The organism is Vibrio sp. NC2, assembly GCF_025195005.1.
Classification (GTDB): domain Bacteria; phylum Pseudomonadota; class Gammaproteobacteria; order Enterobacterales; family Vibrionaceae; genus Vibrio; species Vibrio splendidus.
The window spans coordinates 26,092-51,516 of the sequence record NZ_JANVFC010000013.1 but is presented as its reverse complement, the minus strand read 5'-3'; the positions used below and the strand labels follow the sequence as shown (position 1 = coordinate 51,516).

Sequence of the window (25,425 nt, the reverse complement as noted above, 5' to 3'; positions counted from 1 at the left end):
TGCATTCTGCACCTAAATTTCGAAAAGAAGAATATCAACCTGTCGCAAAAATACTAAAAAAACCTCCAAAAAGCAGGGCTTAATTACACATTTAGTAATTAAATTACACATTTAGTGTCATTTAGCGTACGATTACTCCACAAGCCCCGAATTGACAGCGTACTTGGCAAGCTCTGCCGTAGAGTGAATATCCAGTTTATGCTTGATGTTTTGTCTGTGGGTTTCAACCGTTCTGTAACTGATATTCAAACCCTTCGCGATCTCTTTACTGCTCTCCCCTTTTGCGACTAATTTCAATACCGCTTCTTCACGCCTGCTCAATGGATTCTTCACAGATTGCGTGGGAGTAATCGGCTGAGTAAACAAATTCTGCGTCACTTTTTCACAAAAATAGGTCGAGCCTTGATTGACCGTTTTGATCGCTTGCACCATTTTTTCAGCCGAAATCTCTTTCAACATATAGCCGACTGCACCCGATTGCATCACCTTCATGATGTATTCACGATTGTTATGCATGGTCAGCATCAACACCTTCGCTTCTGGGTCTTCCTCTTTAATCAGATGGGTCGCATCAATGCCGTTCATGATAGGCATGCTGATATCCATCAACACCACATCAGGGCGCAGAGACTTAACGACCTCAACCGCTTCTAATCCATTACTGGCCGTACCTATCACGCTAATATCTGGCTCAAGTTCCAATCTCGCCATAAAGCCATCCAATACCACTTGGTGATCGTCAGCGATCACAACTCGAATAACTTCACTCATTCATTAATCCCTCTAGTGTCAGTAACACTGTAATTTCCGTTCCAAGGCCAATCTCACTCATCAATTCAAAATCACCACCGATGAATTCCACTCGCTCTCTCATGTTACGCAGACCGATCCCTCGTTTTTCCATCGCTTTATAGGTGTTGAAACCGACACCGTTGTCTTGGATTAGAAGTTGTAACACGTTGCCAATTTGCTGTGCGATAACAGTTACTTTGGTCGCTTGTGCGTGTTTCTCTATATTATTTAGGGACTCTTGCACCACTCGATATAAGGTCGTCGCGGCCTCTGATTTCAATTTTCCGGGCTGAGTACTAAACAAGGTTTCAACCTCAATGCCCGAGTGCGCCTGAAAATCTAATAACAACGAAGACAGCGCCGCTTCTAAGCCGATATCATCCAAAGAACTTGGGCGAAGTTGATGCGAGATGTGCCTCACCTCTTCGATCGCTCGCATCAATGAATGCTGCGACTTATTCAAATGCGCTTTGAGGTCTTCATTTTGTAACTTATTACCCAGTAGTTCTAAGTGGCAACGACTTGATACTAATAATTGATTAATACCGTCATGTAGCTCTCGCGCTAAATGCTTTTTCTCGTCTTCTTGGAACATCACCGTTTTATGGGCGAGCTCTTTTAAATTATTATCCGCGATTCGATGTTCATGCATGTTAATGGCCAACGTCAGCACGATAATAACCGCCACTGTTACACTGAGAATCACCACAATCGAGAAGAACGTGGTTTCAATATTTTTGTTGATCGCAGCCTGCATCGAAGCCACTTCTTGGTGCACGTCTTCAATATACAAACCCGTGCCAATCATCCAATCCCAACGCTCTAACCAAGCGGCGTAACTCAGCTTAGAGACCACTTCCCCTGTCGAGGGCTTTTGCCACAAATACTGGTGGAATCCTCCTCCGGTTTGAGCCTCTCTTAGCAGAGCTTCTATCAGAAAGTCGCCATCTTCATCTTGCAATTGAAGCAGATTTTTCCCAATCAATTCCGGCTGTATTGGATGAACCAAATTGGTTCCGTGGCGATCATATGCGAAGAAATAACCATCAGAGCCATATCTAAGTTTAGACAATATGGTTCGAACTTCTTTTTTGGCTTGCGCTTCTTTGATATCGGGGTCGTTGTAGATATGTTCGATCGCATCGAATGCGAGGTCGACCGTGTCTTTGAGGGCGTTTTCACGCGACTTGATTAGGCTGTCCCTGAAGATCTCAACCTCTTTCGCACCCAACGTCTTGGTTTGGTGTAACGAGATCCAACTTATGCTCGCCGTGACCAGTAGCAACGGGAGTAGCGTCAGCAAAATCAGCTTAGCTTTTAGAGGCATTCCTTTCCCTCACAAAAAACGGCTTACTGAATATCAATAAGCCGTTTTACTTTAGCAATTTATAGATAGCCGTTGAAACATATCATTCACATTCTTGGCTTCACTCACATTCCATAGAAAGAAGGGAAAGCGAGAAGTGATCCAAGTACGAGGATTTGAATCAGAATGAACGGCATCACGCCTCGGTAGATGTCTTTTGTGGTGACACCTTTCGGTGCAACCCCTTTCAAATAGAACAAACTAAAACCAAATGGCGGCGTTAAGAAGGAGGTTTGTAGGTTCATCGCGATAAGGATAGCGAACCAAGTCATGTTGATGCCCATCAGTTCAGCAACAGGCGCAATGATCGGCACGATGATGAAACAGATTTCTACGAAGTCGATGAAGAAACCAAGAATCAAAATCACCAACATGGTAATGATCAAGAAGCCCCATTTTTCACCCGGCAACTGCAGCATCCACTCTTCAACTAGATAGTCACCGCCAGTATAGGTAAACGCCATCGAGAATGCCGTCGCACCAAGCAAGATAGCAAAGACCATTGCCGTGACTTTCACCGTTTCTTTGGACGCTTCATACACCATCGACCAACTGAATTGACCGTACAGCAAAGCAAGTACCAAGGCACCCGCGCCACCTAATGCAGCTGACTCTGTCGGCGTGGCAACACCCGCGAAGATAGAGCCCAATACGACAATGATCAGCGCAAGTGGCGGTACGATAGCTTTCAGTGCATTGATGACTTCTTGTTTACGACTAATTGAGTCATCACGTTCAATTGGTTGAGCCGCTTCTGGGTTAAGCTTGGCGTATATCAAGATATAAACGATATACGCGCCCACCAACATTACGCCCGGCCAAATCGCCGCTTGGAACAGGTCCCCTACTGGCACACCGAGTACATCACCTAATAAGATCAGTACGATAGAAGGCGGAATGATTTGCCCTAACGTGCCAGACGCACAAATAGTGCCGCAGGCTAAGCCTTTGTCGTAGTTGTACTTGAGCATAACTGGCAACGAGATAAGACCCATGGCAACCACAGAAGCACCTACTACGCCCGTTGAAGCCGCAAGCAGTGAACCCACAAGTACCGTCGAGATAGCAATACCACCACGAACACCACCAAACAGTCGTCCCATTGACTCTAGCAACTGCTCAGCAAGCTTGGTCTTTTGCAGAACAAGCCCCATGAAAACGAACAATGGAACGGCCATCAGCACCGTATTTTCCATGATCGATTGAATTCGATATGGCATGAAGGCGAACATTTCGATGCCTTCAGCCCAAACACCAAAGATTAACGCGATACCACCAAAGGTGAACGCTACCGGGAAGCCAAGTAAAAGTGCAAACAAGGCTACGAAAAACATTACTATTCCAATCATGTTCAGCCTCTACTTATTCTTTGTGTGAGTATTGTTTGCATGCGTGTTATTTGCATGGATAAGGTGCGGATTAAAAATCTTGTTCAGTGAATGCAGAATCAAACCAACACCACTGACTGCCATCAAGAAAAACGACAGTGGGATCATCGCTTTAATGATCCAACGATACGGCAAACCACCGGGATCGCCCGACGTTTCACCCAGGTTATAACTCTCTTTGGCAACATCGATACCAAACCAAGCCACCAGCAAACAAAAAGGAAGCAGGAAGACAACGGTGCCTATTAGGTCAATAATCGCTTGTGCCTTGAAGCTGAGTTGTTCGTAAAAAACATCCACTCGTACGTGGCCACCCGCTTTGATGGCATAAGGAACACCTAATAGAAAAACGGCTGAGAAAAGGTGCCATTCCATCTCTTGGAAGGCGATAGACACATCGTTAAAGGCGTACCGCATCACAACGTCATACACAACGTTCGCAACAAGAAGGATAAACAACATACTGGAAAGCCATCCCAGTGCATCACCGATACGATTAAATAGGCGTTCAATATAAATTAGACTTCGCATTCCCGACTCCATGGAATTTGAAAAGACATCGTGTATTAGAGTTAGGGCAACTAAAACAAGTAGCGCTAACAAGATGCACGACGTAGAAAGGGTTCTTGGGATCTTGTTACAGGATTTATCCTGCTTAATTATTATGGTTAAAATGAACCCGCCGCTTATCTGCTTAGGTACTTAAGCCCTTAGACTTAAGCTATGTAACAGTACGTTTGCTTTGGGTTCATTTAGCTTCAGTTCAACAACTGTCGATTATTTCGCTTGGCTATTTAAATAAGCTCTGTGTGAAATATCCGTCCATGAGCGCACTTGCTCTAGGTAGCTTGCTTGTGAAGCTTGGATCTCTTTCGCCAGCTCATCTTTCTCAGCATGTGCAGCAAGTAGGCGATCGTTCGCTTCTTTCAGTGCCGACATGACTTCTGGCGGGAAATCTTTAACTTGTACGTCTGGGTATTCTGTTTTCATTGAAACCCAGTTCTTGCCACTTTCGTGCGTTGCTTGTGTGTACATGTCGTAAGCCGCTGTACGCATTGCAACACGCAAGATTTCTTGTAGGTCTTCAGGAAGCTTGTTCCATGTACGCTTATTCACTAGGAATTGAAGCTCTGAACCCGGCTCATGCCAACCTGTGTAGTAGTACGGCGCGATTTTGTGGAAACCCATACGCAGATCAAGTGATGGACCCACCCACTCTAGTGCATCGATTGTGCGACGCTCTAAAGACGTGTAAAGCTCACCAGGGGCAATGTTAGTCGGCTTAGCACCTAGCTCCGCAAGGATCTCACCAGCAAAGCCTGGGATTCGCATTTTCAGACCTTTTAGATCTTCAACGCTGTTGATCTCTTTTTGAAACCAACCACCCATCTGAATATCCGTGTTACCACCTGGGAACGACATTAGGTTGTGTGGAGAGTAAACCTGCTCCATCAACTCCATACCGCCACCGTGATAGAACCACGCGTATTGTTCTGCTGGCGTCATACCGAAAGGCATAGAAGTGAAGTAAAGAGTGTTTGGAACTTTACCTTTCCAGTAGTAAGAGCCTGAGTGACCCATGTCGTATTGACCAGACTTAACCATGTCAAAAACGCCAAGCGGTGCTTTGTGTTTGTTTGCTGAATCGATTCTGATTTGCAGTCGACCATTCGACATTTTCTCAGCCATCGCAGCCATGTTTTTGGTTGCATCACCGAAGACAGGGAAGTTTGGTCCCCATGTTTCAGCAAGCTTCAAGCGATAAACCTTATCAGCAGCTGTGGCGCCAGTTGCGACCAAAGCTAAACAAGCCGCTGCAGTAACCGCAACGTTTTTAAAAACTCGTGTGAGGGAGTTAGAAATGAGACTCATGTTCACGTCCTTTTGTTGGATTAACACTCTTTCTGTGAGTATTTTTTATGGTTCAACATAAGAGTGCACCTTGATGAGGCAACTAGATATCAGGGAGAGCACGCACGACCGGCTCACACAAACTGCGTATTAGACCAAAGGATTACGTAGAACTACGTAGGAGATAATTGAGTTAGGTCGATTTTAAAGGACTTACTCTATTCATTAGGGGAATACTTATTGATAAATACCTAAGTATTAATAATTAAATACCGTTAACAATTGATTGCCATTTCGTGATGAGGCTCTATTCACACCACAGATCAAATACGCACCTAAATGCAATCAATCCATGAGAATCAAGGTTTCAGAGAACCAGACGCCCTACTTTGGTGCTTACTGATTCGAAACATGGGACACGCGACAGACAGATGAATAACGGAAGAGATCAGCCGATTGGATATAAGGCTTCTTGGGCTAGGTTTGAATATAAGTATGGGTTTAGGGGTTTAGGGGTTTGAGTTTGGGTTTGGGATTGGGTTTTGGGTTTTGGGTTTTGGGTTTTGGGTTTTGGGATTAACATGATCCGCCAGATACAAAAAAGCCTCGAAAATCGAGGCTTAAAAACTTAACGAAGCGAATGTAATCCCACAGGATTAGATAGCTTTGTAGATAACCTTGTTACCTGCAAGTTGCTCTTTCGCTACTAGGTTTTCTTCAAGAAGTTTTTTCAATGCGCCTGTTGCCCATGAAGCTGCTTTCGCGTCTTCTTGACCAGCTGCTAGGCCGATACCTTTAGGGTTAATGCCTTCAGCATTGCTAACAACGATGTCTAGAACTTGTTGTTGCTTAGGAGTCAGTGCTACTGCAACTTCTTTAGTTGCTGCTACTGCTTTCTCTACCGCTGGTTTTGCTGCTACAGTTTTTTCTGCTACAACTTTCTCTGCGACAGGCTTCGCTTTTTTCGGCGTTGCCACTGCTTTAACTACAGCCGCTTTAGTGCGTTTCTGCAGTTTAGCCTGCACCTTACGCTTATGAGCAAGTCTCATTGAATATTTCTCCAGTTCACTGCTCTTTTCGCAGTGGTGAAAATTTGAAGCGCGATTTATACCAAAAAACAGGAGCTATTTGTAGAGTGAAGCGCCGAAAGTCGACGAAAAATACCGATATTGTCTACTAGCGTCTATTATTTAATCATCGACTTATCAATTCAGGGTCATATACACTGGTTATCCATCCAGACAAAAATATGAAAACTTGGTGTTGCCTATGGACACTCGTCACCTTACAAATTTCTCTTTGCCTTCGTTCACACGTTCGTACCGTATTCTGGCCGTTGTTTTAGGCTTCGTTTGCTTGATCGTTGCTCTGTACAGTGACAATCCAAAGTTACTGATCGTGGGTGCATTTTGCATTATTGCCCTACTCGGAACTGGCTATTATTTAATGTTGCGCAGCAGAGTGATGTTCACTCTCACACCGACTCATTTTCAGCAGCATTTTTATAAAGGTGGGTGGGTTTTAAAGTGGAGCAATATTGAAAAGATTGGCCTATGTACCTACGAGCAAGAGGGGTGGCATCAACCTCTTCCTTGGGTTGGTATCAAGGTTAAAGATTACTCGCCCTACCTCGATTCAATTTGCCCTAAAATCACTTGCGAGTTATTGCTGAGCCAGCGAGCACTTTTGTATCTGGGCGCCAAGCAAGCAGGTAAAGAGTCAAACTTTGAAGATATGGTTCTCGACTCATCGCATTACCATGCGCGCTGCACTGAGAGCGGTTGTGTGGAACTGAACAGATATAAAGAGTCACAAAATACTGACGAGGTTATCTTCAACGATAGCCAAACACAGACTAGCCCAGATTCATCCCATGAATCGAAATCCCATAAATCGAATGCGAAAAACGCAGTGATTAAAGACTATTCAGGATTGCAGGCGATGCTTGCGAACAGGATGAAATATCAGAGAGGTTTCCACGGTTACGATATTTTCATATCAACTCAAGATTTGAATATGAGTGGAGAAGAGTTTATTGGACTTGCTCGACGCTACTTGGCAGCTGCCGAGCGTCTTTCTGATTAAAATTAAACAGGTTTAAAAATAAACTCGCACGCAATAAAAAAGCTTAGCTTTCATAGGAAAAGCTAAGCTTCATTTTCAATCGTTCTTCTATTAAATCAGAGACCTAGTACAGAGGCATTTCATCCGCTACGAATGGGTTTGATGCGCGCTCACGGCCAAATGTAGACTCAGGGCCATGACCCGGAACGAATGTTACGTCGCTGCCTAGTGGCCAAAGCTTAGTCTTGATTGAAGCAATCAGCGTGTTGAAATCACCTTGAGGGAAATCCGTACGACCAATAGCACCGTTAAATAAAACATCACCAACAAACGCCATGCGCGCTTGCTCGCTGAACAGTACAACGTGACCTGGCGTATGACCCGGAGTATGAATCACATCAATCACTTGGTTACCAAAAGTCACTTTGTCGCCCTCTTCCAACCATGTGTTTGGTTCAAAGGCTTTGCACAGTGGGAAACCAAACATCTGGCTTTGGTTCTCTAAGCCTTGAAGCCAAAAGTTATCGGCTTTATGCGGGCCAACAATGTTCACGTTCAAGATCTCAGCAAGCGGTACAGTGCCACCCACATGGTCTAAGTGACCGTGCGTCAGGACCAAGTTCACCACTTTAACACCTAGCTCTTCAATGATCGCAGCCAGCTGTTGAACGTCACCGCCCGGATCGACAACGATGCCTTCCATTGTCTCATCACACCACACAATTGAGCAGTTTTGAGAGAAAGAGGTAACAGGGACAACTTGATACTTGAGAGACATATACAAACCTTAAAGGGCAAACTGAAATTTGGGCAAACTATGACATTGGATGTCTACTTTGACAAGTCCCTACCGTTTTGCTCGCAATCTAAGCCTAGCGCTACCAGCTGCGAACTGGGCCAGTATCGATATGGATAAAGTTGCTACGTGCATAATAACCGACACCACCCGCATTCAGGCTTTTGGCTACGTCTCTTAATTCTTTTAGGTTGACGCCATCAATACGGAAATCAATCGCTTTACCCAACATGTGGTAGCTCTTCTTGGCTACGCCACTCGACTTAGAGCGCAATGCTTCATTGGTCGCAGGAGAACGGTAACCAGAGATGATTTGAACTTCTTTTTGAATACCTAAGACATTTTGAATCTGAGTGATCTGATCAAACAGGTTCTTATCCATTGGATGAATTTCATTACGGCGGAAATCGCGACATAGCTTGCTGAGGCGTGCCATCTCGTCACCAACATAGTTAGTGCCATCGAAATAACAGGTCTCTAATCGTTCACCAGTGTGAAGATTGTTCATGCTAATCGTTCTTGGTTGATCAGGGTATGAAGCAAAAGCGATAGAAGGAGTAATTGAGGCGACAACAGCGGTACCACCAGCGTAAGTCAGAAACTGACGGCGTGAAAATAAACTTTGAGACATACAGCAAAAAAACCAATTAGATCGAACGAAAAATGCACGATACATAATGGTAATTGCTGCGTCAACGTACAAAAACCGCCCAAAAGGTTAGTATTTGTAACCTTTGCACGGTTAGTTATTGATCCACATTATAATTTTATCAATAGAAGCTTGGTTGTCATTTTTTGGTCAAGATCACCCTTATTGGCTTCAGTGATAATTAACCACCCTCTTTATCATATTGATAGATGTCACCACGATATTGTATGCCCCCTTCTTCAAACAATACGGTTTGATAAATGATATGTACGGGGATTCGCTTCTTGAGTCGCACCTTAGTATTCGGAGCAAGGTCATCATTTTGGTTCGGTACTTTCCTTACCTTGGTAGCAAACAACAACTCAGCCAATTCCTCTGCATGTTCAACACGTATGCAGCCGGAGCTATAAGCACGGAAGTCGTCATTAAACAGACCTTTACTTGGCGTATCGTGCAGATAGATAGCTCGCTTGTTAGGTGTGTTGAACTTGTACAAACCTAATGCATTACGCGAGCCTGCCTGCTGACGCATTCGATATGGGAAAGAATTGAAATTGATGTTCTGCCAATCGATCTCAGTGGTGTCGACCGTCTCCATAGTGCGCCAACCGTCAATCACTTGGAAGTTGTGTGTATCTAGATAGCTTTCGTCCGCTTTCACCTTAGGCAAGATGTCTTTGACCATGATTTTCCATGGCACATTCCAAGTCGGGTTTAGGATGACCGAATCGAGGTTTATCTCTAAAAGCGGCGTTTTTCGCGACTTTCTTCCCACCACAACTTTGGACTCAAAGACCTCTTCGCCGCCTTCCCAATACTTCATATCAAAACTAGGGACATTGACGACGATGAGAGAGTCTCTGTCTCTAGGCCACAAACGAACACGTTCGGCATTCAGAGCCAATGAAGTCAATCGATCATCAAAGCTCATGTTGATCCATTTGATCGTGTCTGGCCCGACGATCCCATCGTCTGTAAGGCCGTGCATGCGCTGAAAAGATTTAATCGCCGTTTGCAGATCTCGATCGAACTCGGGAAAATCGACCGCGATCATCGAGGTATCAACACCAACCAAAGCAATGCGCTCAACAAGAACCGCTTTGTCTGAAAGCTCGTCACCCAAGCGCTTCAAACCTTTCTGTCTATATCGTTCAATATTGAGTTCAGAGGCGGTTTCTAACACCGAATAGGTCGCTTTGAATTGGTCAAAATCCCCAACAGGCGGCGCGTAAGACAACACCATCTCCAATAAGTAATCATTGGCAACGCTGCTTTTTAATCTCATCAGAATATGCGGAGAAGGCGCAGGTAATTTGGAATGCAGCTTGCCCGAGAAGTACCACTCTTTACCGGCAAGCGGCGCATTTTCAACGTAGCTCAGGTAGTAGATGAAGGTATCGGTGAGTAATATGTCCAACTCTTGCCATTGAGCATGGGATTGATAGTGACGGATTTGATTGAGTTGTCGCTCGAAGAGTGGTGCCATTTGAGCTTGTTCGAGAAGCGACAATTGAAATTCAAACGCCTTAACAAGTTCAGGTGAATCCCAAAGAATAGGCAGAGATGAGTCTTGATAAATACTCTGGGTAAGCTCTGGATAAATCAGCATAAAAGAGAGCTCTGAATCAGCCGGAATAAATCGACTCTCGTCAGAACTCGTATAGCTCCATGCGTGCACAGAAACTAGAACTAATAATCCACAGAAGTATTTTGCGAACATGCTTAACTCCATCACCAACCATCTCATAAGTATGGCAAAGAAATAGGAGTAAGCATGTTATTTTTAAGAAGCTTTATAAATCAGATTGAACTCCAATGGTTATCCCACTGGACCGATGATTGCTGAGTTGATTTCTCATAAGGCTTGCTCTGGCTTACCACACTTCCTGCCCCAGAGCTTAATCGAAACTCACCATCAAGCAGCACAGCACCAGAAGCATCAGATAGCGCAGAGAGTTCTACTAATTCTTTGGTTTCTTTAGACCAAATACCGTAGCAATTGCCTCTTGGCGAAGTCGCAATAATCCAATCGTCTGACGCCGCAATACTGGCGATATAGTGATTGAACCTTGCCCATTGATCTGGCTCTGCGTTCAGTGATTCAAACTGGCCTCCTTTAGTATGCATCGCCAATAGCGAAGGATACTCATCTGGTTCGCCACGATATTGCTGGCCACAAAGCACGGTTTCAGCACCATCATGGGCTAAGTGTCGAATGCTCAGCTTCTTATCCAACAATTCAACCTGATCAAGTAACACACCTTCAGGAGAAACATAACTCAAGCTCGGCTGCATCGAGTCGAGGTTTTTCGGTGTTCTACCATCAGTATGAACGCCACCAACGCCGATCGCGAGATTACCATCCGGCATGATGATCACTTCATGAGGCCCAATACCAAAACCGCTGAACTCTTCGACCTTACGATAGCCTTGCGCGACATCGTAAACGCCAATCACACCTTGGCTGCTGTCCGTTTTCCCTTCAGTGGCATACAGTAACTTGCCATCTAATGAGTAAACGCCATGACCATAGAAGTGACGGTTCTTACCTTTCACGACCATTTTGATCTGCTGACCGTTTTTATAGTCAAACACCATAAAATAGTCACCAGGGCGACGAGCAAACACCACCGCATGTGATGAAGTTGGGCAAATCGCGACGCCATGACCACGATCTGGGATCGGCAGCTGACTCAATGGCATTCCATATTCGTCAGCCACAACCGCTGAATATTGGCCTCGCCCATTCAGCGCACAACCGATTAATTGAGGCTCACTAGATGAGCTCACAGCACCAGAGCGACTAGCGCAGCCAAACGGAAGCATTGGAACAGCTGCACAACCCAGTGCAGCCTTGAGTAGCGTTCTTCGCGTAGTATCAGTCACCATCGGTAGCATTAAATCCTATTACGACACCAAGCTCTATCGCCACTTCTTCATGAATGAGGTACTTCAAACGTTCTAGTTTGTTGTATTGCGTCAGCACATCTCGATAGCCCTCTTTGCTCTGCAATAACTCAAACAAGCTTGAGTCTGTAGGCCAAGTATCTAGCGTCAATGTGAACTGGTCAGCAACGCGATCAGCTAGGTCGTTTAAGCCCTTCTCTCTCAACAAGCCGTCTAGGCCATTGCCATCGGCAAGGTACAAATTCTGAAGTGCTACTACATTCGCTTTTAGTTGAGTCATCGAGGTTTGTGCACGCCATGATTCTGAGAAGTAAGGACGCGGATGACCAATTTTCGCCATCGGGCGACTCAGTTTTTTCATGCTGTAATCAAGTTGGTTGGTCAATAAAGCGATGTATTCAGACTCCCAGCGAGTCTCGTCTAGCGCTAACCAAGGGTTAACCTGCCATGCCTGTGCAATCGAAGATGACTTAATCGCCAAGTTTTCAGTAATCGCTTGTGATGATTGGCAACCTAGCGCTTTGTCTTGAAGCAGTGGCGATTGCTCGTCATAAAGCGACCATTCCAACGCACCTAGCCCTTGAACTGTCACACTCTGCTGCGCGATTTCGTCTTGAGTCCAAGCTTTGTTCTGCTGAGTTAATTGACGCATCTTTAGACCCGTCGTGTTCTTTTTGTCTGGCCAGAATTGAACATTCCAGCTCTCTTCAAGCGCTGCTGTCGGGCCTCTTTCTTGGCCTTGTAGTGCCATCCAGCTGTTCATGGTGAGCTGCCACTGATTTTTCAACGCATCTAGTTCTACATTGTTGGTTTGGCAATAACCCTGCATCAAGACTTCTAGCTCGTTGGCTTGCTTGGCGAATAGGACTGCAGAATCAAACTCTTGTTGATAGACACTGCGACTGATGTGGTCGGTCGTGTCTGCTTGATAAGACACACCGTTAACCTCAGATGAAGCGGCTTGCTCACCCGATGATTGGCAGCCTGCCATGATTAATACCGACAAAGGCATTAACAAAAATTTATGTGTCATGCTGTTACCTTACTTCCTAATTTTTCTTTTAATTATATGAGTTCATTAAATACGAAACGACCGCTGGCCTCGTATTCCTACAAGTTCAGCGGTGCTAAGTGGTTTGATCGCGGCTTTCTTAAGTCATTAGCCGTTAACTAAACTGAATTCAACTCAGCCTATAACGAGTTTAAGAACGCCAATAACGCTTCACGCTCGCTGCTACTAAGAGCTAAAACGTTTTGTTTCGCCATTTCTGCTTCACCGCCATGCCAAAGCACAGCTTCCATAACATTTCTCGCACGACCATCATGAAGTAAGAACGTGTGACCATTCACTTCTTTGGTATAGCCTAATCCCCATAAAGGTGTTGTGCGCCATTCTTGGCCATTCGCAAGATACTCAGGACGGTTATCCGCTAAGCCTTCACCCATATCGTGCAGCAACATATCGGTATATGGGCTAATTAACTGCTTAGACAGTGCCGGTAAGCCTTCACGCTCTGCCGTGCGGAATTCAGCTTGGTGACAACTTTGACAACCAGCGTCTTTAAACAGCTTTTTACCCTGAACAACGACTGGATTGTCGACATTACGACGAATAGGTACCGCTAGATGCTGCGAATAGAACTCAACAAAATCTAAGATGTTGTCGCTTACTTCTGGTTTGCCACCATTTGGAAAATCATCACAAGTGGATTGCGCTGATGTGCAGTTTTCATTCGGGAATAAGCGACTCGTTAAGCCCAAATCACCGTTAAACGCCGCCGCATTTTGCTGCATTAGGTTTGGCTGTCCAGCTTTCCAACCAAAACGACCTAGAGCCATTTCGTTGGTTTGAACATCGAGAACATAGTTAGCTTTACCTGAAATACCTTGCTTGTCGGCCAATTGCTGATCAGCAAATCCAAGAATCGTTTCTTTTGAAATGCTCTCCAGCAGACCAAGGCCAATCATTGGCGGCGCAACGCGCGCAGAAAACTCTGTTTTAGGGTGCATCTCGCCAAAAGCAAGATCAGTAATCTTTAGGGTTGGTTTACGCAGAGTCACGACTGTGCCGTCTTTGAATTCAACGGGAACATCTGTGTAGCTGATGTTCACTTTACCCTCTGGTTTCACACCTTGAAGCGCGAAATCTTGTAACTGGCCGCCGTAAGTCGGTTCTGGAATACCACCATCACGAATGAAGGCTTGTCTCTGCTCTGGCGTTTCGGCTGGAATACTTAAGCGAACTAACATTGAAACCGCGTTCTCATCGCCTTTTTCAGGCGCATGACCACGACCATCTTTAATATGGCAGTTTTGACAACCGTTGGTGTTGAATAGTGGGCCTAACCCATCACGCGCATCGGTTGATGAGGGTGCAGGTACCCAAGGGTTTCTGAAGAAACTGTTACCAACACTGAAATCCAAGCGTTTGCTCATTGGTAGATTGGCTGCAGGAAGAGAAAAAGCATTCGCTCCCTCTTTCTTCACAGTCGTTTTACCACCAGAGTAAGTTTCATGGGCATGTAATGGCGATAAGAAAAACAGTGCGGTTAATAGTGAGGCTGATAGATACGACTTCATACATTGCCTTGCGGTGTTTTTGATTTTAGTTTTTATGTGGGAGTAACTTTTTTGAATAACAAACAATTAAGGGCTCAATGAGAGCCCTTAATTGTTTTCGTCTCGGGTTCTTAGAACTCGTGATCAGCCGTGTCTGGGTTAAGGCTATCAATACCAATAACACCAGCGGCACGCTCAATCGCAGCCGTTTGAGACACTAGCGCAACAATCGTTTTGTTTACTAGTGCGTTACCCGCAGCGTTGTCAGCAGCAATTAGCTGATCAAAGTGTTGGTTGTTTTTCTCAGCAGACGTTACTAGTTGACCAACTTGTGCACGTGCTAGGTCAAACTGCTTTTGGATCTCTTTCGCAGCTTGCTCATCTTTTTGCTCTACTAGGTCAAACAGGCTTGGACCTGAAAGCAGAGTGCCGTCTTCACGCTTATATAGACCCGTGTAAACGTTGTAGATGCCTTGCTCGTTGTAGTAGTGAGAGTTGTGCGTGTTATCAGAGAAACAATCGTGCTCGTCTTCAGTAGAGTTTGCTTCTAGTGCAACCTTCATACGCTCACCCGCTAGTTCACCTAGAGACAGTGAACCCATGCCAAATAGCATTTTACGTAGGCCGTTGTCACTAGATTCAGAAAGAAGCTCTTGACGGTAGTTACCTTTCTCGCCTTCAGCCCACTGTTTTTCCATCCATTCTAGATCTTGGATAAGAAGTTCAGCTGATGCTTTTAAGTATGCGCCACGACGGTCACAGTTACCATTAGTACACTCAGCGCCAACAACGAAGTCAGTGTAAGCACGCTCACCTGCACCGCTGTTTGTGCCGTTTAAATCTTGACCCCAAAGTAGGAATTCAATCGCGTGGTAGCCAGACGCTACGTTTGCTTCAGAGCCACCGATCTCGTTGAGATCTGCAATTAGTTCTGGAGTAATGTTGGTTGCGTCTACCGTTGTCTGACCAATTTGGAAAGTTTTATTAGCAACGATGTTTGCGCTAGCGCCTTCGTTACCAAGCTCATATTGGTAATCAGTCGAAACGTAATCGATTAGGCCTTCATCAAGTGGCCATGCGTTCAATTGGCCTTCCCAATCGTCAACAACAACGTTACCAAAGCGGAATACTTCTGACTGTTGGTAAGGTACGCGAGACTCAAGCCAAGCTTGTTTTACTTGTTCGAAATTGCCAGCAGAAGGAGAAGCTAAGAAGGTATCAATAGAAGAGTTCAACGCTTTTGCTGTAATTACTGAATCTGCAAACACGGCATGAGCAATATCTGCGTAATGTTCTACAACTTGATCTTGAGTTACTGCTGCGAAAGAAGAAGCAGAGGCAAAAAGGAGTGACGAAGTTACGGCTTTTGTCACTAAAGATTTAATAGTCATGAAGCATCCTTGTTGAGCTTTAAATTATTATTCGTAGTAATAGTGCAAACCATTATCATTTGCACTACGGATTGGAATAATACAAACTTACAATTTTATTGCAAGATAAATACAAAAAAACCTCACATATGTGAGGTCTTTAAACATTTTTATGTTAAGCGCAACAAAGAGGCTAATCAGATATCCAGATTATGCTTACCGTGTGAGACTTTTGCCTTCAGGTAGCTTTCATTACCCGACTTAACATGAGCAGAGGTGTTCACCACTTCTTCAATCTCAATACCAAAAGATTTCAGCTCATTGATTTTCTTGGGGTTGTTAGTGACTAGGCGAATTTTTGTGGTTCCTAAAGCACGAAGCATTTCTGCCGCTTCAGTAAAATCACGCAAATCATCACCGAAACCTAGATGGTTATTGGCTTCGTAAGTGTTCATACCTTCACTTTGCAGACGGTATGCATCGATTTTATTGTATAAACCAATACCACGACCTTCTTGGCGTAAGTAAAGAATCACTCCACCCGTCTCACCCATAATTCTAATGGTTTCGTCTAGCTGCTCGCCACAGTCACAGCGAGAGGAATGGAAAACATCACCAGTCAGGCACTCAGAGTGCATACGAACAAGAGGTATGTCTTGTGTCTTGTCTGCTGATTTAAATATCACAGCAACATGCTCTTTATCTGTTTTCAATCCATGAAAAGACAGAAGTTCAGCATCAATACTGCTTGTTACCCCTACTTTGAAATCTATTCTGGCACGCACTTCCGCCATAGCTATACTCACTTGAAAATTCGATGTATTTAACAACACTACATTATATGTCTAGGCAATATTTTGTAGCTAACTATCTAATGATAGACACTATGAGGCTGTTAACAATTTTTTTCAAGGTCGACCATGCACTAATTGTTATATTATAACAATAATTTTTCAGGTAACAAAAAACCCCACATTGGGATGACCAACATGGGGTTATAAATTAATCAGTTGCGGCTAAGGCTACTATTTTTTACAGAACGATTAACTTATTTGAGTTTGCTTCCAGATGACAAGCTGAACCCAAGCGTTCTCTAATTCGGTTAACTCTTCTTGAGTAAGCGTAGAAATGCTCGACTTTGCACTGTATTTTTCTGCCCATTTGTCAGATCGGACATGAGTATGGAACTCTTTCTTTAAATTTGAGATTACGTTATCCACAGATACATCCTTATATAACAGTGCTTAGCCTTTATAATCCTTTAATGTTACAAAATACAGGTCAATTGGTAAACAGTAATACACAATTTTTATGAGCTCTTTCTAACACTTTTTACTGATAAATACATAAATAAGAGAAATAATACGCTCGGAAGTAGCCAAAGTAATAAGTTTGAAACACTCATTGCTGGTTTATAGAGCACAAATTCACCGAACCTTTCCGTCATATATTGAGTAATTTCATTATTACTCTTCCCTGCTTTCACCATATTGAATACAACGAGGCGTAAGTCTTTTGCAATTGGAGAGTTCGACTCAATCAGATTTTGATTCTGGCATTGCGGGCAACGTAGGGTTTTTGCCAATGTAATAGCGCGCTGCTGCTGTTCTGGGTTTTCAAACTCAAACAGTTCAACTTGAATACTCGTGTCCTTATTACTGGCTGTAAACAGATCTTCTGCCAAAGTCGGAAAACTAATAACCATAAGCGTAGACAGCACAACGAGTGCTTGTATTAAAGGCTTCATCATCCATTCGCACCATCAAAATACATCGCAAGTTCTTCTTGCCACACTGATTCGTTGATCACGCCCAGTAACTTCTTAATGATTTGGCCGTCAGCGTCGACCAGATACGTTTCAGGAGTACCGATTACGCCGAGTTCTAACGCTAGCTTACCTTGAGGATCACTGATCACCGTTGAGTACGGATTGCCATCGCTCGATAACACATTGATCGCTGCCCCGGAGTTATCTCGATAATTGAGCCCAACAATTGGAATACCTTTATCATGAAGTTTGAGCAAAAAAGCGTGCTCAGTTTTACATATACCGCACCACGAAGCCCATACATTAACCAGTTGATAAGGATGCTGAGTGACATCAGCCAACGTAATTTCCTGTTTACTACTGATGCCTTCACTATTCGCTAACGCGGTAGATATGAATTCTGGAAATGCCCTTTTTTGCTCCGACACAATCGTCGATTGCTGCTTATTATTGAGCGCAAAGGCAAAACCCAACACCACCATTAATGCCAAGATAATTAACGTGATGAGCTTGTTACGAACGCTGGTATGCATACTGTGACGCCTTAACGGTTTTCTTTTTACGATGAGTCAATGAGAGTAAAGCGCCAAGAATGGAGAACAACCCACCAAACCAGATCCAGCGTGCATACGCCTTGTATTGCACTCGAAATGCATAAGCGGTGGAATCTACTTTCTCGCCCATGGTGATATAAACATCGCCATGCCAGAACCACTTCATTGCAGGCTCACTCATGTTCATGACTCGAACTTGGTAGTGTCTTCTTTCTGGCGCGATGGTAAAGCTTTTCTCACCAGTATCTAAGTTTAGTATCGCCTTCTCTGCGGTAAAATTTGAGGCGACATAAAGCTCAGTATCACGATGAGAAAGCGTCCAATCCATGAACTCGACTTGTGCGCCTGGGCTTAGTTTATAGCTGCGCTCAAATGAGTGATAGCTATTCATTGCAGCACCTACAGCGAGTACTGCAACCCCGACATGAGCAAAGGTCATCACCCAGACTTTGCGTTGGAACTTAGAACTTCGGGTAACCACTAAGCCGTAAATATGCGTCAGTAACACCCAGAATGCGAGGCCCCAAGTCAGCAGTGCCATCATTTGGGTCTGCTCGACTTGCAAAGCGTAACAGGCGAACCCTAGACCAATAGATACTAGAGCGATCAGCGTAATAACACCTTTAGTCGCTTGAGGTTTAATACTCAGCAAAGGGGCTAAGCCGACGACGGCTAACGCAAGCAAAGCCAAAGGAGCAATCAACAGATTAAAGTAAGGCGCACCTACCGATATGTTCCCCAACCCAAGCAGTTCAAAGACCATTGGATAAAACGTACCAAACACCACAACAGCGGTCGCCAGGACAAAAATGAGCACTGCAACTAGGCTTAAAAAGCTCTTACTCGCGAAGCTAGTAATCGGGTTAGATTCAAAAGACTCTCCTCTGATGATAAGCAGAGAAAATGAGCTCACCAGTACCAACACTAATATAAGTAGCAGTGCGATACCTTTGGTTGGGTCAACAGCAAAAGCATGCACCGACGTTAATACGCCAGAACGAACAATAAAGGTGCCTAAGATACTCAAACAAAACGTAATGAAAGCAAGGCTGAGTGACCACTTCAGAAGCTGTTGTTTGCCCTTAGCAACGCCTAAGCTGTGCAGTAAAGCTGTTGAAGTAAGCCACGGCAACAAGCTGGCATTTTCAACAGGATCCCAGAACCACCAGCCGCCCCAGCCTAATTCGTAATATGCCCACCAAGAGCCAAGAATGATCCCTGCAGTTAAAAAGATCCAAGCGACTAGACACCAACTGCGACAATGGGCAACCCAATCAAACTCAATAGAATCAACCAGCAAAGCGGCAACTGCAAATGCCAGCACCACAGAAAAGCCGACATAGCCAAGGTAAAGTAATGGAGGGTGAAAGATCAGGCCGACATCTTGCAACATTGGGTTAAGGTCACGCCCTTCCAGCGGCAAGATCGAATTCATTTCAAATGGGTTGGATGCGAATAAGGTGAACCAAGCAAATATCGCGAGCAGTAGGTTCATCACCCACAGCACTCGGCTTTGGTATTCATTCGAATAGTGTTTTTGTAAGGCAATCACGCCAGACCAGACGCTGATCGTCAGTACCCAAAACAACAAGGAACCTTCATGGCCTGCCCATACGGCTGCAAGCTTAAAAAATGAGGGTAATTGAGTATTTGAATGTTCAGCGACATAGAGGATAGAGAAGTCATCACTGACAAAGGCATAGCCAAGCAATACGACAGAAGTGAGAGAAAACAATGCACTTGAAAGAGAGAAACTGCGGATTAAACCTATATTTTGCGTCCGTTTGTTTAGCATTTGATAAAACGAATGCACACCAATAATGCTACTGAGTACAGCAACCAACACTAAACTAAACAGCCCCAAAGAACCGACCATATCACCTCAATAAGGCTCCGCTTGAGCAGAGCCAATCTGAACACGCATCTCATGTTTATTTAAAGCATGTTCATTAATAAGCAGATATTCAGTATCTAACATCTGCTCACTAATAAACTTGAGCAAAATTAAGCTATCGTTAACTGCCCTGCATAAAGGACAAAAGTTCGCAGCATTAATACGCCCATTAGGCTTAGCGAAGTCACGGAGAAAATATACACCGAGCTATGGCGGATTGAGGTTGGTGTAACGGCATTCAGCAACAACGGTAAAACCATGCCAACACCGATGACGCCATACCAGAACCAACTCGCCCAGAAACCACTGCCAATTGCATTCCATACTGCTTGTTCACTTTGACCACCAGCGAAAATCAGCCCAGTAAAGAAAGTAATTAGAACAAACAATTCAAACATCACGACTGGACGTTCGAATCCGTGAATCCATGAAATAGTCAGGCTATGAGGTGATTCTTTAAAGACCAGCACACCAAATAAAATACACGCCGCCGCGCCCGAAGATAAACTCGAGAATAAAAATAAAATCGGCAGTACAGGGTTATTCAATAGTGGGAAGGTATTTAAAGCTGACAGCAAGAATCCTGTATAAGCGGCAAGCATCAGAGCAAGAACAGCTAAGAATATTTCCAGAGCATTCTCAAACACTTCTAATTTGCCAATCCAATTGCCGACAAAATCAAGTCGCCCTTTTAGCCATGCTTGATCATTCAAGAACACGACTATTTGATCTCTAAATATAATGCCGATCCAAAGGAATAAGATCACCATATATACTTGAAATAAGATCACACCCATCGACATCACAGACGTTGGATTATAGAAGATCATGATCTTCCAAAAGGATAACGGTTTTGTCAGGTGGAAAACCAAGATAAGCAGACCTGAAATGATCCCAAATGGCGCAAGAAAAGCCGTGGCCTTTAGCACACCATTATGAGCAGGATCGCCTTCAATGACCTTACGTTTTAGGTAAATGGAGATCATTACGGCACCCGCCGACATCCCCGCGAGAAATAGATAGATTGCTATAATCCAGTCCCATACCACGGTACCAGACTGAAAAGCTGCGTCCCATGCACTCATAATCAAATCTCCCCTTTTTGGTGTGGCACTTTATAGAGTTTTGGCTGAGTACCTAGATAAGCTTTATCTCTGTAAACCACCTCAGATTGAAGCACCTGGTTTATCTCACTCTCAGGGTCATTTAGATCGCCAAAGACCAGCGCATTGGTCGGGCAAGATTCGACACAAGCAGGCAACTTCCCTTGTGCAAGATTGGTATCACGACAGAAGTTACATTTATCTGCGGATTTGTTCTCAGGATGGAAAAAGCGCACTTGATATGGGCAAGCCAATAGACAATAACCACAACCGACACACTTCTCTTGATGAACGTCGACAATGCCGGTTTTTTCATCTTTGTAGGCCGCGCCTGTTGGGCAAACCATCACACAAGGTGCGTTATCACAATGCTGGCAAGAGTTACGAGTAAAACGGTAATCAACATTGGGATATTCGCCTTGGGGCTCACTCTTAATAATTTCTAAGCGCGATACACCTTCCGGTACTTTGTTTACTTCACGACATGCTTCGGTACAGGCGGTACAACCAATACAAGCGGTTTCGTCATGAATCATTCCATAACGTTTAGTGCCATCTTCTTGAACATTGGCTAGCGTCTTGCGACTTGTTACTGCCGCAGTTCCCGCTACACCTGTGGTAAAAATAACGGCACCAGCGCCTGCTAAAAAGTTTCTTCTTGAGCAGCTCATAGATTACTCCTCTTCTTTCTTCTGGTTGAAGTCTGAATGGCAATCCACACACAGCTTGATGGTTTGCTTCTTATCTAAGCCCAACACCTTTGCTTCAGTCGCATGAACATCATGGCAGTTTGAACACGTTAAGTTTTGCGCGTGAACATCGTGAGTCCAACTCGCTTCACGCAGATCATCAGGCTTGTGACAATCGATACATTGGCTATTGGCATCTAAAATTAAGCTAGGGTCTAGGAAAACCTTTTCAGTTCCCGGTTGTGATTGAGCCTCGCGATACTTCACCACTTCAGGCGCACCTTCACGGTGATCGGGGCTAATAGAACTATGACAGTCGGTACAATTTACTTCGCGGCCAAGCAAAGCGTGTGCACTTTCACCATGTGAACCCAATACCGTTTCTTTTGAATCTTTATGGCATTGAACACACTTGTAGTCTTTGTCGCGGATTAATTCGACTTCATGTCTTGTTGATTCTCCTACTGGCGTAACAGCAGGCTCAGCAACAGCATGAATGGAATAACCATAGAGGCAGAATGCTAGAAGGGATTTAAGCATTATGACTATGGCCAATTTAATATTGCCCATTTTATCCTTTCCTTATACCGGCATTATTTAACTCTCAACTAAATAATATTCCGGTTAAACAAAAGTACCCTTAAACGATATTATTACCGCTTAAATGATATCAATTCTTATTTTGGATAAGCCACAACGCTTTCTATAGTTAGAATATACCTCTAATTGGGTAATACGAAATTTGGATGGGTTAATCTGTGAACGCAATCACCCTATTTATACCATGGTCAATTTAGGTAATTGATTGTTATATATGATAATAATTCTCAATTAAATTTTAATAATACTGCCAACCAATACCCCTTTAGGGGTATATAAACTTCAACGTGATTGAAGTCACTACCATTAATTGATCTAAGACAAGCTATCCCCAACACGTAACAAAATGTGTTTGTTTATGAATTAATATAAACAGGAATTCTCCAGTTCTTAATTTGAATAGCAAACTCACAACGCTTGGTATAAGAATCAGTATATTGGAGATATCACTGTGAAAAAGCATTGGATACGTAATTCGGTCACAGCACTATTAATGGTTAGCGCATCACTAGCAAGCGCGACCAGTTTTGCTGCGTCTGAACAAAAAGAAATTGGCGATCCTCGTAACGACCAGTTCGAGCAAAACCACCCAGATCAATATCATTCATGGAGACAGACTTCAGAAAGCGAAACCATAGAAGATGCACTAAAAGAAGATCCCAACATGGTTATCATGTGGGCTGGCTACGGCTTCGCAAAAGATTACAACAAGGCACGTGGTCACTTTTATGCGATTGACGATGTACGACAAACGCTTCGTACTGGCGGCCCAACAGACGAAAGCTCAGGCCCAATGCCAATGGCATGTTGGAGCTGTAAGAGCCCAGACGTAGCACGTGTTATTGAAGAACGTGGCGAAGATGGTTACTTCGAAGGTAAGTGGGCACGTCTTGGCAACGAGATCATTAACCCTATTGGCTGTTCAGACTGTCACGATACCAAAAGCGAAGGCTTTAAAAATGGTGAACCAGCACTTAAGGTGACTCGTCCTTACGTTGAACGTGCATTTGAAACGATTGGTAAAAAGTTTGATGAACAAAGCCGCTTAGACCAGCAAGCTTCTGTTTGTGCTCAGTGCCACGTGGAATACTACTTCACAGGGCCAACCAAAGGTGTGAAATTCCCTTGGGACCAAGGTACAACCGTTGGCGACATGGAACGCTACTATGATGCAATCAACTTTAAAGATTGGACGCATAAAGTATCGAAAGCACCCATGCTGAAAGCACAGCACCCAGGTTTTGAAACATGGCGCGAAGGCATCCACGGCAAGAACAAAGTCGTTTGTGCTGACTGTCATATGCCGAAAGTCACCAAAGAAGATGGCACTGTTTATACCGACCATAAAGTGGGTAACCCATTCGACCGCTTCGAAGATACGTGTGCAAACTGTCATACTCAATCGAAAGAAACCATGCGTAACATCGTTTCAAGCCGTAAAGCGCAAGTTCTGAACATGAAGCTGACTGCTGAGAAACAAATCGTAGCCGCTCACTTTGAAGCAGGCGCGGCATGGGAAGCGGGTGCGACAGAGCAAGAGATGGAGCCTATCCTACTGGATATCCGTCACGCTCAATGGCGTTGGGACTACGCTATTGCGTCTCACGGCATTCATATGCATGCACCTGAAATCGCTCTAGAAGTGCTAGGTACTGCCGTTGACCGCGCAGCGGATGCTCGAACTAAGATTGTTCGTCTACTGGCGAAGAAAGGCATCACCGATCCAATCGAGATTCCAGATATCTCGACAAAAGAAGCGGCTCAAAAAGCGCTTGGAATGGACATGGATAAGATGAACGCTGAGAAACAACACTTCTTAGACACGGTTGTTCCTAAATGGGAAGAGCAAGCTGAAAAGCGTGAAGCCAACTACGAATACTAGTTTCTTCAATTAGACCATTAAGTAAAAACCAGTCACACTATTGTTGTGTGGCTGGTTTTTTTAGGTTTTGGGGGAATACACATCAATATCGAACCCCCAATCCACTTGCCAATTCAAGGAATAAACAATGAAAATCTTACTTTCGCTTTCGGCATTATGTATTGCACTACTCAGTTCAGGCGTTCACGCATCTGAGCGTGCTGAGACAGGGTGGGAATTAATAGAGAAAGGTGCATTAGTCGTTGATGTCAGAACACCTGCAGAGTTCGAACAAGGGCATCTAGATAACGCCATCAACTACCCTCTTTCTGAAGTGGCTACTCACTTTGCTAAGATAGATAAAGACCAACCCATCGTGTTGTATTGCCGCAGTGGCAATCGTTCAGGGCAAGCTTATCAGTTCTTGCGTGCTCAAGGATTTACTCAAATCCATAACGCAGGTGGATTAATCGAAATGCAAGAAAGCCAATAGCTTGAGAGATTAATGACTTTAGAGGCTAATCAGGAAGAGCAGCCTAGCGGATCATCTGTTTGGCTTGGTTGATCGAATGGATAATAGAGACACGATCAATGCCCTTTTGATTGGAATCTAAGATTTGAGTCCACGCATCAATCGCTTGTTGATAGCGCATACTAATGAAGTGATCGGTCGCAATCAGCATCAATGCCGTACGATCATTGGGATCAAGCTGCATGGAGTGATCCAATAACGCATTCACGTCATCGCTCATCGCTTGAGAACTAAGATAGTAAAGTGCCGTTGCTTTGGCTGCATAGAGGCCAGAAGGTGCTTGAGGATCTAATCGAATCGCGTAGTCGTAGCAGGTGAACGCTGCATCAAACTCCCCTCTCTGCATGTACACACCACCAAGCTTAAACCACAAGTCGGATTGATTCGGGTCTTGTTTGAGGCTTTGCTGAAGCTCATCTTCGAAATCTGTTGCCGTGTAGTTATTGCTATCATCCAAAGGAAGTTGAGGTAACTCTTGTTTCAGTTGAGACCAGACCAGCACGCTCAAAGCCACTGCAGTAAGAGAAATCACCACATTGCCTTTTAGATGACTGCCATTGTTGTTCGCGGCAATAACGATCACAATCAAAAACAGGCTCATTAGTATCAAAGCGACCAACAACCAGATATCCATTTCACACTCCTCTTTTATTCCCCTCTACTCTATCGTTTTCATCTCCTC

At 44.3% G+C, this 25,425-nt stretch carries 25 protein-coding genes; 3 read left to right on the top strand and 22 right to left on the bottom strand.

Features of this window, described 5'->3' with window-relative positions:
* Window positions 1–132 precede the first annotated feature (132 nt).
* From NX845_RS16265 to NX845_RS16240, 6 genes are all read right to left on the bottom strand, one after another.
* Window positions 133–771: a response regulator transcription factor gene (locus NX845_RS16265; RefSeq protein ID WP_004733393.1), complete on the bottom strand. Its 639-nt coding sequence runs from the start codon at window positions 769–771 to the stop codon at window positions 133–135.
* Window positions 764–2,119, bottom strand: a complete 1,356-nt coding sequence (locus NX845_RS16260) for a cache domain-containing protein (RefSeq protein ID WP_017078693.1) — start codon at window positions 2,117–2,119, stop codon at window positions 764–766. Before NX845_RS16260 ends, NX845_RS16265 begins: the two co-directional genes overlap by 8 nt.
* Before the next feature lie 104 nt (window positions 2,120–2,223).
* On the bottom strand, window positions 2,224–3,507 hold the full coding sequence (locus NX845_RS16255) for a TRAP transporter large permease subunit (RefSeq protein ID WP_017083881.1): 1,284 nt from the start codon (window positions 3,505–3,507) through the stop codon (window positions 2,224–2,226).
* A gap of 9 nt (window positions 3,508–3,516) precedes the next feature.
* Entirely contained in the window at window positions 3,517–4,089 is a 573-nt protein-coding gene (locus tag NX845_RS16250; protein ID WP_050546411.1) for a TRAP transporter small permease subunit, read from the bottom strand.
* A gap of 234 nt (window positions 4,090–4,323) precedes the next feature.
* Window positions 4,324–5,418 (bottom strand): TRAP transporter substrate-binding protein, encoded by a 1,095-nt coding sequence (locus tag NX845_RS16245; RefSeq protein ID WP_017070257.1) that lies wholly within the window; start codon window positions 5,416–5,418, stop codon window positions 4,324–4,326.
* Between the two features lie 635 nt (window positions 5,419–6,053).
* Window positions 6,054–6,446 carry a hypothetical protein gene (locus NX845_RS16240; protein ID WP_004733388.1) on the bottom strand — a complete coding sequence of 131 codons (393 nt, stop codon included), beginning with the start codon at window positions 6,444–6,446 and terminating at the stop codon, window positions 6,054–6,056.
* Window positions 6,447–6,666: 220 nt separating this feature from the next.
* On the opposite strand from NX845_RS16240, the gene NX845_RS16235 reads away from it, so the two are divergent.
* On the top strand, window positions 6,667–7,482 hold the full coding sequence (locus NX845_RS16235) for a DUF2982 domain-containing protein (RefSeq protein ID WP_065681526.1): 816 nt from the start codon (window positions 6,667–6,669) through the stop codon (window positions 7,480–7,482).
* A gap of 103 nt (window positions 7,483–7,585) precedes the next feature.
* Here NX845_RS16235 and NX845_RS16230 read toward each other — a convergent pair whose 3' ends face one another.
* From NX845_RS16230 to nrfB, 15 genes are all read right to left on the bottom strand, one after another.
* Window positions 7,586–8,239 (bottom strand): MBL fold metallo-hydrolase, encoded by a 654-nt coding sequence (locus tag NX845_RS16230; protein ID WP_004733386.1) that lies wholly within the window; start codon window positions 8,237–8,239, stop codon window positions 7,586–7,588.
* Between the two features lie 100 nt (window positions 8,240–8,339).
* Window positions 8,340–8,888: a YcbK family protein gene (locus NX845_RS16225; RefSeq protein ID WP_004733385.1), complete on the bottom strand. Its 549-nt coding sequence runs from the start codon at window positions 8,886–8,888 to the stop codon at window positions 8,340–8,342.
* A 199-nt stretch (window positions 8,889–9,087) separates the two neighbouring features.
* Window positions 9,088–10,626: a murein L,D-transpeptidase gene (locus NX845_RS16220; RefSeq protein ID WP_065681527.1), complete on the bottom strand. Its 1,539-nt coding sequence runs from the start codon at window positions 10,624–10,626 to the stop codon at window positions 9,088–9,090.
* A gap of 80 nt (window positions 10,627–10,706) precedes the next feature.
* Window positions 10,707–11,795 (bottom strand): DUF1513 domain-containing protein, encoded by a 1,089-nt coding sequence (locus NX845_RS16215; RefSeq protein ID WP_260256985.1) that lies wholly within the window; start codon window positions 11,793–11,795, stop codon window positions 10,707–10,709.
* Window positions 11,785–12,846: an imelysin family protein gene (locus NX845_RS16210; RefSeq protein WP_017093827.1), complete on the bottom strand. Its 1,062-nt coding sequence runs from the start codon at window positions 12,844–12,846 to the stop codon at window positions 11,785–11,787. The genes NX845_RS16215 and NX845_RS16210 overlap by 11 nt, the downstream gene beginning before the upstream one ends.
* A 158-nt stretch (window positions 12,847–13,004) precedes the next feature.
* Window positions 13,005–14,393, bottom strand: a complete 1,389-nt coding sequence (locus tag NX845_RS16205; RefSeq protein WP_029405782.1) for a di-heme oxidoredictase family protein — start codon at window positions 14,391–14,393, stop codon at window positions 13,005–13,007.
* A 110-nt stretch (window positions 14,394–14,503) separates the two neighbouring features.
* A complete protein-coding gene (locus NX845_RS16200; RefSeq protein ID WP_017066835.1) occupies window positions 14,504–15,763 on the bottom strand; it encodes an imelysin family protein in 1,260 nt (419 codons plus the stop codon).
* 176 nt (window positions 15,764–15,939) lie between these two features.
* Window positions 15,940–16,536, bottom strand: coding sequence for a GTP cyclohydrolase II (gene ribA, locus NX845_RS16195; RefSeq protein ID WP_004733379.1), 597 nt, complete (start codon window positions 16,534–16,536; stop codon window positions 15,940–15,942).
* Window positions 16,537–16,785: 249 nt separating this feature from the next.
* Window positions 16,786–16,962, bottom strand: coding sequence for a hypothetical protein (locus tag NX845_RS16190; RefSeq protein WP_017093829.1), 177 nt, complete (start codon window positions 16,960–16,962; stop codon window positions 16,786–16,788).
* 89 nt (window positions 16,963–17,051) lie between these two features.
* Window positions 17,052–17,492 carry a heme lyase NrfEFG subunit NrfF gene (gene nrfF, locus NX845_RS16185; protein ID WP_065681528.1) on the bottom strand — a complete coding sequence of 147 codons (441 nt, stop codon included), beginning with the start codon at window positions 17,490–17,492 and terminating at the stop codon, window positions 17,052–17,054.
* Window positions 17,489–18,043 (bottom strand): DsbE family thiol:disulfide interchange protein, encoded by a 555-nt coding sequence (locus tag NX845_RS16180; RefSeq protein WP_004733376.1) that lies wholly within the window; start codon window positions 18,041–18,043, stop codon window positions 17,489–17,491. The genes nrfF and NX845_RS16180 overlap by 4 nt, the downstream gene beginning before the upstream one ends.
* Complete coding sequence (locus NX845_RS16175; protein WP_065681529.1) at window positions 18,024–19,940, bottom strand: heme lyase CcmF/NrfE family subunit; 1,917 nt, start codon at window positions 19,938–19,940, stop codon at window positions 18,024–18,026. The genes NX845_RS16180 and NX845_RS16175 overlap by 20 nt, the downstream gene beginning before the upstream one ends.
* 128 nt (window positions 19,941–20,068) lie before the next feature.
* Window positions 20,069–21,043 (bottom strand): cytochrome c nitrite reductase subunit NrfD, encoded by a 975-nt coding sequence (gene nrfD / locus NX845_RS16170; protein WP_065681530.1) that lies wholly within the window; start codon window positions 21,041–21,043, stop codon window positions 20,069–20,071.
* Window positions 21,044–21,045: 2 nt separating this feature from the next.
* The gene (gene nrfC, locus NX845_RS16165; protein WP_004733373.1) at window positions 21,046–21,732 is read right to left on the bottom strand and encodes a cytochrome c nitrite reductase Fe-S protein; all 687 of its coding nucleotides are present in this window, start codon (window positions 21,730–21,732) and stop codon (window positions 21,046–21,048) included.
* Window positions 21,733–21,735: 3 nt separating this feature from the next.
* Window positions 21,736–22,320, bottom strand: a complete 585-nt coding sequence (gene nrfB / locus NX845_RS16160) for a cytochrome c nitrite reductase pentaheme subunit (protein ID WP_004733372.1) — start codon at window positions 22,318–22,320, stop codon at window positions 21,736–21,738.
* Window positions 22,321–22,801: 481 nt separating this feature from the next.
* On the opposite strand from nrfB, the gene nrfA reads away from it, so the two are divergent.
* Together nrfA and NX845_RS16150 are read left to right on the top strand one after the other, a co-directional pair.
* The gene (nrfA, locus tag NX845_RS16155; RefSeq protein ID WP_017093831.1) at window positions 22,802–24,232 is read left to right on the top strand and encodes an ammonia-forming nitrite reductase cytochrome c552 subunit; all 1,431 of its coding nucleotides are present in this window, start codon (window positions 22,802–22,804) and stop codon (window positions 24,230–24,232) included.
* Window positions 24,233–24,359: 127 nt separating this feature from the next.
* Window positions 24,360–24,704, top strand: coding sequence for a rhodanese-like domain-containing protein (locus tag NX845_RS16150; protein ID WP_004733370.1), 345 nt, complete (start codon window positions 24,360–24,362; stop codon window positions 24,702–24,704).
* Between the two features lie 43 nt (window positions 24,705–24,747).
* Here NX845_RS16150 and NX845_RS16145 read toward each other — a convergent pair whose 3' ends face one another.
* Window positions 24,748–25,377, bottom strand: a complete 630-nt coding sequence (locus NX845_RS16145) for a tetratricopeptide repeat protein (RefSeq protein WP_017080982.1) — start codon at window positions 25,375–25,377, stop codon at window positions 24,748–24,750.
* Window positions 25,378–25,425 lie beyond the last annotated feature (48 nt).